Below are 10,859 nucleotides of genomic sequence, written 5' to 3'. Positions count from 1 at the left end.
GGCAAACTCCCTCGCTTATCACCTGTGCCGGGCGGTACCGATCTGGTTACCGAGGGACATAGCTCTCGGTGCCACCGACCACCCGCACACCCATCGCCCGACGACACCGCACACCCCGAATCCCCGTGAGCGCCAACCCCGTCCGCGACCCGCGGCAGCACGACACAACAGCGGTCCAGTTGGTGCACCGTTTGCTCGATACACCAACTGGACGCTTGCCCATGATCGGGCGCACGGCGGCACACCGGACAGCCGGTCGACCGCCGATGAACTCGTATCCCCCGAATCATGCTGTCGCACACCCGATCAGGATGTCGCAGTCTGCATAACTGACGCTGTACTAGTGCGTAAATGACTGGTCAAAGTGGTAACTATCGCCCGATCCGGCATGTGACACGTCCTGCGCCACCTATGCTCAGCGCTGGCAGCACATGGTTCAGGAGGGCTTGTCCATGGCGCAAACACAGATCAGATACGGCGTGCTCGGCTCGTTCACGGCATGGTGTGATGACCGTGAAATCGAGTTGGGTCCAGCGAAACAACAGGCGGTCCTTGCGGCCCTCCTGTTGGAAATGAACCGTCCAGTTTCGGTGAATGCCATTATCGACGGGGTGTGGGGCGAACACCCGCCGAGCGACGCGCGCAACGGTGTACAGACCTACGTCAGCCGCCTGCGCCGGGTCCTCGCGCCGCGCCGCCGGGTCGCCGAACCCGCACTGGTCCGCGCGGATACCGGCTACGTGCTGCACGGCGACCCGTCGCTGTCGGACCACGTCGCGTTCGACCGGCTGATCGCGACGGCCGAGCGCTGCCGGCGCGACAGCGACCTGGCCGCGGCGGCCTCGCACACCGATGCCGCGCTCGCGCTGTGGCGAGGTGAGCCGTTCAGCGGCCTGGCCGGACCGACCATCGAGGCCGAGCGCCGCAGGTTGCAGGAGCGGTATCTGGCGGCGCTCGAGCACCGCGCGGGAATCAAGCTCGCGCGCGGCCAGCACGCCGAGGCGGTGGCCGAACTCGCGCCGCTGGTCAGTTCCTATCCGCTGCAAGAGCGGTTCCGCACGCTGCTCATGCTCGGCCTCTACCACTGCGGCAGGCAGGCCGAGGCGCTGATGGTCTTCCAGGACGCGCAGCGCAGGCTCGCCGACGAGATCGGGATCGAGCCCGGACGCGAGCTGCGTGAGCTGCATCGTCGGATCCTGCGCGACGAGATCGAGCCGCCGCCCGAGGCCACCAGGACGCGAGCCGGCCGGAATGAATCCGTCTACAGCGTCGCGGATTTCACCGGGCTGGACCAGCTTCCGCCCCAGGACCCGCCCGCGGACGGCGTTTCCGCTACCGACTCGACGGTCCTGAGCGGCAATACCGAGCCGCGCCCCGACGTGGTGGCCAGCCGGAACCAGTTGCCCGGCGATATCGCGGACTTCACCGGGCGCGAGGGCGAGATGGCGCGGCTGCTCACCGACATACCGCCGGCGGCGGTCCGTCCGACCGTGCTGATCAAGGCCATCGACGGGATGGCGGGCGTGGGCAAGACGACGCTGGCCATCCATGCGGCACACCAGCTCAGCGGCCGCTTTCCGGACGCCCAGCTGTATCTGGACCTGCACGGACACGCCGCGGACAGCACGCCCCTCGATCCGATGGTGGCGCTGGAGCGACTGTTGCGCGCGCTGGGCGTGCCGAGCGAGTCGATACCGCCCGATCTGGACGCGCGAGCGGCGTTGTGGCGCACCGAGATCGCGACCAGGGCGGCATTGCTGGTATTGGACAATGTCGCCGATGCCGACCAGATTCGGCCGCTACTGCCCGGTACGCCCAGTTGCCTGGTGTTGATCACCAGTCGACGCAGACTGGTCGAATTAGAGGTCGCCACCACACTTTCCCTCGACGTGCTCTCACGCACCGACGCAACCACGTTGTTCACCACCATCGTCAACGACGACCGAGCAATGGCCGAACCCGACGCGGTGCAGGAAACAGTTCGACTGTGCGGATACCTTCCACTGGCGATCCGAATCGCGGCCGGCCGACTGCGGGCACGACCAGTCTGGCCGATCGATCGGCTGGCCGAGCGACTGCGGCAACCCACCAATCGACTCGACCACCTGTCCGCGGGCTCGCGCAGTGTGGCGGCCGCGCTTTCGGCCAGCTTCCATGATTTGCCGGTAGATCAGCAAACCGCGTTCCGGCTGCTCGGATTGCACCCCGGTCGTGATTTCGACACCTATGCCACTGCCGCTCTTGCCGACATCGGGATAGCTGCCGCCGAGCAGTTGCTCGAAGCGCTGGTCGATGTTCATCTGCTGGAACAGGTGGTGCCCGAACGGTACCGGTTCCACAACCTGGTGCGGGATTATGCCGCGACCCTGACGCAGGCGTCGGATCCCGAATACGGCGCCGCGTTGACCCGGCTGTTCGACTACTACCGGTATTGCGCCTGGGCGGTGGGCAGCCGGATTCTGCCCGATCGAACGAGCCGCATCGCCGACCTGCCGATGCCGGAAACACCGACACCCACGCTCGCCGGTCATCAGGAGTGCGTGGCTTGGTTGCACAGCGAACGACTGAATCTGCTCGCTATTGCACGCGAAGCGACCAGGGGGCGGTGGTCCGATTACACGCGGCTGTTCTCCGAAATCCTCTGGTGGCCCTACGTGACCGGACTCCGATGCTCCGATGACGCCATCACGCTGCACTTCGACGCGGTCGAGGTCGCGCGCGACAGCGGCGAGCAGGCCGAGGAGTGCCGCATGCTGGTCAATCTCGGGTACACGCTGTGGCGGATGCGGCACTGCCGGCAGGCCCTGGTGGTGCTCGACGACGCGCTGCGGCTGGCCCACGGCATGAACGACTATGCCAGTGCCGCAAGGGCTATGCACCACAGCGGGTTGGTCTACTTCCGGCAGGGCCGGTATCGCGATGCGCTGATGGGATACCACCAGGCACTGTCGTTGTCGCGGTGGAGCGGCGACAAGTTCATGGAGGGCTACGCGTTACAGGGCTTGGGGCAGGTGCACGAGCGGATGGGTTACTACGACGACGCGTTCGACTACCTGCGCCAGGCGGTAGGCGTCTCGGACGAGACCGGCGATCCGTATCTGCGGGCCTGTGCGCTGATGCGGCTGAGCGACACCGACATGCGGATCAGCCGCTACGACGATGCCCTCGCCCACCTAGAGGACGCGCGCAAGGCGCTGTCGCCGATGCCGTCGAATACGTTGTTCCACAACTACTTCTCGATCCGCGTCGGCAATGTGTACTGCGCGCTCAAGCAGTTCGATCTGGCGCTGGACGGATTCCGGACCGCGTCGGCGCGGGCCGACCGGAACAACGACCTGATCCTCAAGTGCTGCACGCATCTCGGGATCGGCGACGTGCATCGCCGAAAGGGGCAGTATCGAGAAGCGCTCGCACAGTACGAGCGGGCGCTGCACATCGCCTACGCGTCCGGGTCGCCGTACGAGGAGGTGCTGGCCAACGACGCGATCGCCACGGTGCACTACTGCTCGGCGCGCTTCTCGGTGGCCCGGCAGCGCTGGAAGGCGGCGTTGACGATCGCGGCCGGGTTGGGCATCCCGGAGACCCAGCGGATCGCCAATCACGTTGCGAGCATCGACTCGACGTTCCTCGCCAGCACGGCGACCAGGACCGCGGAGACGCAGTCGGCGGAGTTCCGCCGGGCCGCGGACCTGATCCGGACCACCATGACACCGGCGCTGCGTGCGTCGGCTATGGCCGCGATGGTCGATCGGGAGATGTCGTGAGGCAGGGCGACGCCGCGTCGCGCCGCGCCCACCACGATCGCGAGAGGAGACTCGCGAGCAGGGCGCCGGCGGCGTTCAGCAGAACGTCGTCGACCGACGAGTGGCGGCCGATCGCGAGGGTGAATTGCAGGGTCTCGACGACGATCGAGGCGGCCGCGCCGGCCAGCAGGACGCGCGACGGACGAGCGAACCAGGGCAGGCGGATCGGCAGCAGGAAGCCCAGCGCGGCGAAGACCAGTAGGTTTCCACCGAACTGTTCGACGACTCGATGCTCGGCCAACTGCTCGGCGAGGTCGCGCAGCGGGACGAGGTTCAGGGAGCGCCCGGTTCCCTTGGGCGTGAGGATCATCCACAGCCATGGCGCGGTGCCCACCACGATGCCGACCTCGCACCACGCCGCGCGCCGGCCGCGGCGCCGCGCGAGCCACCACGCCGCGACCGCGGCGATCGGTATCGCGGCGATCGCGGCCAGCACGACGCCGCCCCAGTCCGTCCAGGTCTCGTTCACGTCGCCAGTCTCACCCGAATACCCTGTGCCGCAAACCGGCTCCGCCAACCATCGACACGGTCCACACCGCGGCTACACCTATCGATAGTCGATGGGGCGCAGGCCGATCATCGTATGGGGGCTGGCGTAGACGTAGCGGCCGTTGCCGCGCGCGCCCAATTGCCCACCGCCGGTGATGGCTTCGGGTGTGTCGTGCACGGCGCGGTATGGGATGTCCCACCTCGTCGTGCCGGTCTTCGGATCGAGCGCCCAGAGGCCGGTGGCGTCGGAGAGGATGACGACGTGTCCGTCCCAGGCGTCCGCGGTGCCGGAACGCTGGGTATCGATCTGCCACAGCCGGCGTCCGGTACGCATGTCCAGACCGGACATCTTGTGCGCGAAGTCATCTCGGAGCAGCGCGACGTCGCCCAGGACGGCGATCGCGGTGCCGTTGATGGCGACCAGGTCCGGATTGGTCCACACCAGCGTTCCGGTGTGGCGATCGCGAGCGCCGTCGCCGAGCAGGACGGGGATGGTGTCGTCGGCGGGTCGGTCGAGCGACAGCGAGTGGGTCGCCGGGATATCGCTGGCCGCCACCACGCGTCCGGTCCGGTCGAGCAGGTCGGTGCCGGTGATCCCGTGACCGGAGCAGTCGGCGGCGGTCCGGACGACGAGCGCCGGGCTCGTTGCCTCGGTGCCGCCACAGCCGGTGAGGTCCGCGGTCCAGGTGGGCTCGCCGGTGCCGAGGTCGAATCCCGCGACCTGGCCGCCGAGCGTGAGCAGGCCTTGGCCGTGGGCCACATCCAGCGCGTCGGTCGAGACGTCCTCCCAGGAGGCGCCCATGGGGAACGCGCGGGACCAGGTCGCCTCGGGCCGGGCGAGGGTTCCGGCATGCACTCGGACGTCGTCGGATTCGACATCGCCCTCGGCGACATACACCCGATCGGCGGTGGTCGCGAGCGCGAAAACCAGCCAATCCGTTGGCGTCCGGGTGATCTCGCCACTGTCGACGTCGTACCCGACCAGGGCACCTCGACCGGTGGCCGGGGCGGCGAAGCACACGAGGCGCCCGTCGACGGGGACGCTACCGCAACCACCCAGGTCCGCGGCGGGCGTGCGCCAGCGCACCGCGCCGGTCGTCGCATCGATACCGACCATCGTCGGATCCCGCAGGGCCATACCGCCATGAGCGGTGCCGATCACGGTGACCAGGGTGTCACCGGCATCAACGAATCCCGAACTGCCGATATCGAACTCGGTACCGCCCACCGGATTACGGAACTCCGCCTGCGCGTTCCCGTCGGTGGCGGCGGCGACCGACCAGGCGAGTCCGGGCGCCGCGTCGACGGTGCCGGTGATCTTGCGCGTCGTGTCGTCCGGCTGGATCAGGACGAAAACCGCTCCGGCACTGGTGATCACCGCCGCGGTGGCCGCGAGAATCAGGCCGCGCAGGCCAGGGATGGATGACATCAGCGCAGCTCGAGGCCCGGGTCGGTGGCGATTGCCTCCAACTGATCGAGCGGCAATGCGTCGGCGCCACCTTCGGCGGAGGAGCTCACCCGGACCTGGGTGCCCGACCGGCGGGTGACCGTGACGGTGCGGTCGATCTCCGGAATGGGCTGCGCGCCTGCTTCGTTCGCGTACTTCGTCGACCGGGACTCCCGGCTCTCCGCCACCGCTCCGTCCGGCAGTTGCCGAAACCGGACGCGGTCACCGGCGGGCCCGGAAGCAACGGTCTCCGGAACTCGCTGTCCCACGGAGACCGCGATGCTCAGCAACGATTGCCGACCGGGGGTAGTCACCCGCACGGCCTGGCACACCCCGCCGGCGCCGAACTCCGACGGTCGCAGCTGGCCGAGGGGCCGATCGAAGGTGAGGCCGGCCAACGGGATGCCCGCCAGCACCGCATCCAGCCGGTGGGCGGCGGCCGCGTCGATCGTGCCGCTGCCATCCGAAGCGCCGTGACAGGTCTCCGGCACACCCGGGGTGCCCGGTGGCACCGGTGCGGTGACGCGGAGTCCGGCAGCAGTGGCGACCGCGGCGAGATCGTCGACGGACAGCGGCACCGTGCCGGAATGGCCGCTGCCGTCGGTGCGGTCATCGGTCGCGCTGGCGGTGGCGACGGTGCCGTCGGGCAGGTACGCGTGCGCGGACCGCGACAACATGCGAACCCCGCGGCTCTCGCTCCAGGTGTCGTGCACGTCGACGGTCGTGCCGTCGGCGAGACGACGGCGTTCATCGAGATCCCCTGCCACACAGGGCGGAACCGGAGCACCGGACTGCTTCACCGACACCGTCAGCTGCCCAGGCTTGCCGTCCCGAAGCAGCGGCCCGTGGGCCGTGGTCCAGCCCGCAGCGACCTCCCTGTCGCCGGAATCGGTGGGCGGATCGAAGATCGGCCCGAACAGCAGCGAATCCTCGACCGGCGCGAACCCGACATCCACCGCATCCGGGAGCGCGTCGCGCAGCGCTTGCGACATCGCCACCGCTTTGGCGGCGGAGAACCACGGATAGGCAGGGTTGTCGTAGTCCCGAGGTTCCACCGCCATGAACGACCGGAACGGACCCGAACTGGGCGGCTCGACCACCGCGCACCCCGGGATGTCCACGGGGTACACGACCGGCGGAGTGATGTAGGAACTGTCGACCTCAGGCGGAGCCGTGGTCGTCGACGGAACCACCGGCGCGGTGGTCAGCTCCGGTTCCCGGCTGTGCAGCAACCCGCCGACGATCACGCCACCGGCCACGATCGCCACACAGATCAGCGCTACCGTCCAGCCGGTCATTCTCGGCGACGGCTCCCGCTCGTCCCGATCCTCGCCACTGTCCATCTGCTGTCTCGCCCCTGCCCGTCGAGTCCGGATGCGGTCTGCCACCCGCGGAACCCGTCCATGATTCGGCATGGGCGAACCGGGCCGGCATCGAGGTCACCCTTTCGTGCTGATCCGGTGCCGACTACCGAGGCCGCTGCGCCGAGCGCGCGCGGTCGACGGTGTAGAGGTGATGGATGCCGTGCAGGCCCTTCAGTTCGACGTCGCGCCGGTCGGTCACCGCGATGTCCGGTTCGTCGGCGACGGCCTCGCGCACCGCCTCGCTGATCAGGATCTCCCCGCCGTTCGCCTGCCCGGCGACCCGGGCGGCCATGGCCACGTTGCGGCCGAACAGGTCGTCGCCGCGACGGACGGACTTGCCCATGTGGATGCCGATGCGCACCCGGACACGTTCGCGGCCAATGGGTTTGGACCCGTTGCCGAGTGCGCCCTGGATGCCGAGCGCGCAGCGCACCGCCTGCTCGGGCTCGGCGAACGCGATCATGAAGCCGTCGCCCTGGCTCTTCACGATGTGCCCGTCGTGCTTGGTGACGCAGTTGCGGATCAACCGGTCGTGGCGGCCGAGCAGTTTGACCCAGGCCTGGTCGCCGAGCCGTTCATTGAGCGCGGTGGAGCCCTCGATGTCGGAGAACATGATCACCACGTGCCCGTCCGGCGTGAGCCCGGCCAGGTCCGGTCGTTCAACCTGCGCCCAGCCCGCCAGATTCTCGATCGAGGTGAGCACCGCGCCACGGAAGCCCTTCTTGCGCAACAGATTCGCGGTATCCCAGACGGTCCTGACCGCCTCTTTGCCGCTGATCATCAGCAGCTGCCTGCTGTCGACCTTGCGACGCAGCTCGTCCAACGCGCGGCGGCTGCGCGTCAGCAGCACGAACAACACCACCAGACCGACGGCCTCCAGCGCGGCAACCGCAGCGAGTACGAGCTCGATCATCATGGGATCCGTCGCGGGTAGTGGTCGGCCAGAGCGCATCCGACCCTAGCCGACCGGAGCGGGTTCAGCGCGGTCCGGCACTCGCGGGACCGATGGTCGGGCAGGCCGCGAGTGTGGGGGCGACGCTATCGGATGGCGGGGAGGTCGCGCAGTTGCCTGCGGGAGTTGATGCTCAGTTTGCGGAAGATGTTGCGTAGGTGGGCGTCTACGGTGCGCGGGCTCAGGAAGAGTTTGGCGGCCACCTCTTTGGAGGTGGCGCCGTCGGCCACCAGGCGGGCGATGTGGATCTCCTGCACGGTAAGGGTTTCGGCGGTGTCGGTGGATCGGCTGCGGGTTTGTTCGCCGGTGGCGCGGAGTTCGGCGGCGGCCCGGCCGGCGAAGGCCTCGGCGCCGAAACTGGAGAACGCCTCGTGCGCCAGGCGGAGTTCGGTTCTGGCGTCGCGGCGGCGGCCCTGGCGGCGCAGCCATTCGCCGTAGATCAGGTGGGCGCGGGCGGCCCAGACGGGATTGCCGGGTGTCAACAGCGACAAGGCTTCTCGGTAGGCGTCCTCGTCATCGTTCACCAAAGCTCTTGCGTACGTTTCGACTCCGTGACCCCACGGCTGACCGCCCGCGCCGGTCCGATCGGCCAGCGACGCGAGCGCCGCACGCGCGGTGGGCAATTCGTGGCAGCGCACCGCGGCCTCGACGAGTTCCGGTAGCGCCTGGCCCGCCGTCCCGAGGCTGCCCGCGGCGACGGCTCGTTCGGCGGCCCGCAGGGCGGCCGGATAGTCGGCGAGGCCGTTGTGCAGGACGGCGGTGGCGTATTGCACGCTCAAGGACATGTGCGGACCGACGCCGGCGAACAGCTCCGCCGCCTCGGCGCGCCTACCGCGCAACGCCGCCAGGTGGATTCGCGGGTAGACGAGCGGGGCGGCGCCGGTGGCCTCCGCGATCGCCTCCTCCTCGGAGATCATCGCGGTGGCCGCGCCGAGGTCGCCCGCGTGCGCGGTGACGGTGGCGAGCATGGCCAAGCCGATGGGCAGCAGGTGGAACGAGCCGAGTTCGCGACCGGACTCGGTGACCCTGGTGGCGATGCCGCGCATGGCCTCGCCGGCCCAGAACTCCAGGGCCAGTAGATATCCGAGCGAGGGCCACCTGGACCAGGCCGGGTCGGCACCGTCGGCAACGACGGCGGGCAACAGCTTCGCGGCGGCCTGATGCCCCTCGGTGATCAGCGCGACCATGCCGTCCAGGATGAGGTCCGCGCTCGTCGGCGGCTCCGGACCGGGCGGCGCGGTGCGGGCGGCGTCGACCACCGCCGCGAGACCGCCGGTGAGCGTGGCCATTTCGATCGCGTCCAGGTAGCACTCGCGCGCCCGGACCGGATCCCGGCCGGCCAGCTTGGCGGCGGCCCGGAGCAGGTGATCGGTCGGCTGGTCCTCACCGCGGAAGCGGGCGAACGAGATTCGGCCGCGCAGCAGGTCGACCCGCGGATCCTCGGCGTCCAGGGTCGACAGCAGTTCCGCCGCGACGCCGAAGTCGCCGACCGACAGTTTCGCCTCGACCGCGGCGAGTACCCGCTCGGCTCGACTGCCGGGGTCGAGCGTGAGCGCGGCCGCCCGCTCCAGGAACGCCGCCGCGGCGGCCTGCCCACCGCGGGCCCTGGCGCGGTCCGCCGACCGGGTCAGCGCAGCGGCCACCGCCTCGTCGGGACCGGCGCTGGCCAGACCCCGATGCCAGGCGACCCGGTCCGGGTCCGCGACCGGGTCGCTCACCTGGGCCAGCGCGCCGTGCGCGCGGCGGCGTTCGGCGGCGGTCGCCGCGTGGTACACCGCCGAGCGGGCCAGCGGATGAATGAACCGGATCCGGGTGCCGAATTCGACCAGCGGTACCTCGCCCGCGGCGGCGTCCGCGATGCCGAGGCGCGCGGCCGCGGCCCACAGCAGGCCGGGGTCGCCGACCGGTTCGGCGGCGGCCACCGTCAGCAGCAGCCGGACCTCGGGCGACAGCTGCGCGAGGCGGGCCCGGAAACTCCGTTCGGCGACGCGCGGCGCGGGCAGGTCGAAACCGCCGGCCAGGCCGGACAGGCCCGCGGTCCGCGGCAGTTCCACCAAGGCCAGCGGGTTGCCGCGGGCCTCGGCCAGGATGCGGTCGCGCACCCGCACGTCCACCGAGGCGGGCATCTCGCGGATCAGCACCGAACGCGCCTCGGCTTCGCTCAGCCGCTCGACGTTCAGCTGCGGCAGTTGCTCCAGCGCGGCGCGGGCTTCGCGCGCGGCGAAGACCAGCGCCACCCGTTCGGCGCCGATCCGGCGCGCCACGAAGGCCAACGCGCGCGCCGAGGCATGGTCGAGCCATTGCGCGTCGTCGACGAGGCACAGCAGCGGTCGATCGGTTTCGACCAGCAGGCCGAGGGCCGCCGCGCCGGCCAGGAACGGGTCGGGTGTGCCGGTCTCCATGCCGAAGGCGATCCGCAGCGCGGTGCGATGCGGGGCGGGCAGCGCGTCCAGGTGTTCGAGCACCGGGGCGCATAGCTGATGCAGGCTCGAATACGGCAGTTCGGTTTCGAACTCCGCGCCGGAGGCGCGCATGACCATGAACCCCGAGGATGCTTTGGCCAGGTGTTCCAACAGGGAGCTCTTGCCGATGCCGGCCTCCCCCAGCACGACCACCGCCCCACCGCGGGATTCGCGGGCCTCCTGCAGCAGCGCGAACAGCCGCGCCGTTTCCACGGACCGCCCGACCAGATAGCTCACGACCGTCCCTCGCCGACCCTCGGCCCGGACGCCCGCCGCGCCGCGCAGTACCTCTGGATCACCCGACGATCTTGACCTGCCCACCGCCCCCGCGCCACCCCGCCC

At 69.9% G+C, this 10,859-nt stretch carries 6 protein-coding genes; 1 reads left to right on the top strand and 5 read right to left on the bottom strand.

Annotated features, from left to right (window positions below; all coding sequences use genetic code 11):
* The first annotated feature begins 431 nt into the window (after window positions 1–431).
* Window positions 432–3,764, top strand: a complete 3,333-nt coding sequence (locus ACFQ9K_RS18115) for a BTAD domain-containing putative transcriptional regulator (protein WP_378719337.1) — start codon at window positions 432–434, stop codon at window positions 3,762–3,764.
* Here the strand turns inward: ACFQ9K_RS18115 and ACFQ9K_RS18110 are convergent.
* The 5 genes from ACFQ9K_RS18110 to ACFQ9K_RS18090 all read right to left on the bottom strand — a co-directional run bounded on the left by ACFQ9K_RS18110 (window position 3,730) and on the right by ACFQ9K_RS18090 (window position 10,754).
* Window positions 3,730–4,272, bottom strand: coding sequence for a VanZ family protein (locus ACFQ9K_RS18110; RefSeq protein WP_378719335.1), 543 nt, complete (start codon window positions 4,270–4,272; stop codon window positions 3,730–3,732). The genes ACFQ9K_RS18115 and ACFQ9K_RS18110 overlap by 35 nt on opposite strands.
* Before the next feature lie 78 nt (window positions 4,273–4,350).
* Window positions 4,351–5,721, bottom strand: coding sequence for a PQQ-binding-like beta-propeller repeat protein (locus tag ACFQ9K_RS18105; protein ID WP_378719333.1), 1,371 nt, complete (start codon window positions 5,719–5,721; stop codon window positions 4,351–4,353).
* Window positions 5,721–7,082, bottom strand: coding sequence for a hypothetical protein (locus ACFQ9K_RS18100; RefSeq protein ID WP_378719331.1), 1,362 nt, complete (start codon window positions 7,080–7,082; stop codon window positions 5,721–5,723). Before ACFQ9K_RS18100 ends, ACFQ9K_RS18105 begins: the two co-directional genes overlap by 1 nt.
* 124 nt (window positions 7,083–7,206) lie before the next feature.
* Entirely contained in the window at window positions 7,207–8,019 is an 813-nt protein-coding gene (locus tag ACFQ9K_RS18095) for an adenylate/guanylate cyclase domain-containing protein (protein ID WP_378719330.1), read from the bottom strand.
* Between the two features lie 122 nt (window positions 8,020–8,141).
* Window positions 8,142–10,754: an AAA family ATPase gene (locus ACFQ9K_RS18090; protein ID WP_378983368.1), complete on the bottom strand. Its 2,613-nt coding sequence runs from the start codon at window positions 10,752–10,754 to the stop codon at window positions 8,142–8,144.
* Window positions 10,755–10,859 lie beyond the last annotated feature (105 nt).

It is taken from the genome of Nocardia sp. NPDC056564, from assembly GCF_042793755.1.
GTDB lineage: Bacteria > Actinomycetota > Actinomycetes > Mycobacteriales > Mycobacteriaceae > Nocardia.
The sequence above is the reverse complement of the archived record's forward strand: the minus strand, read 5'-3'. Positions and strand labels throughout refer to the sequence as shown.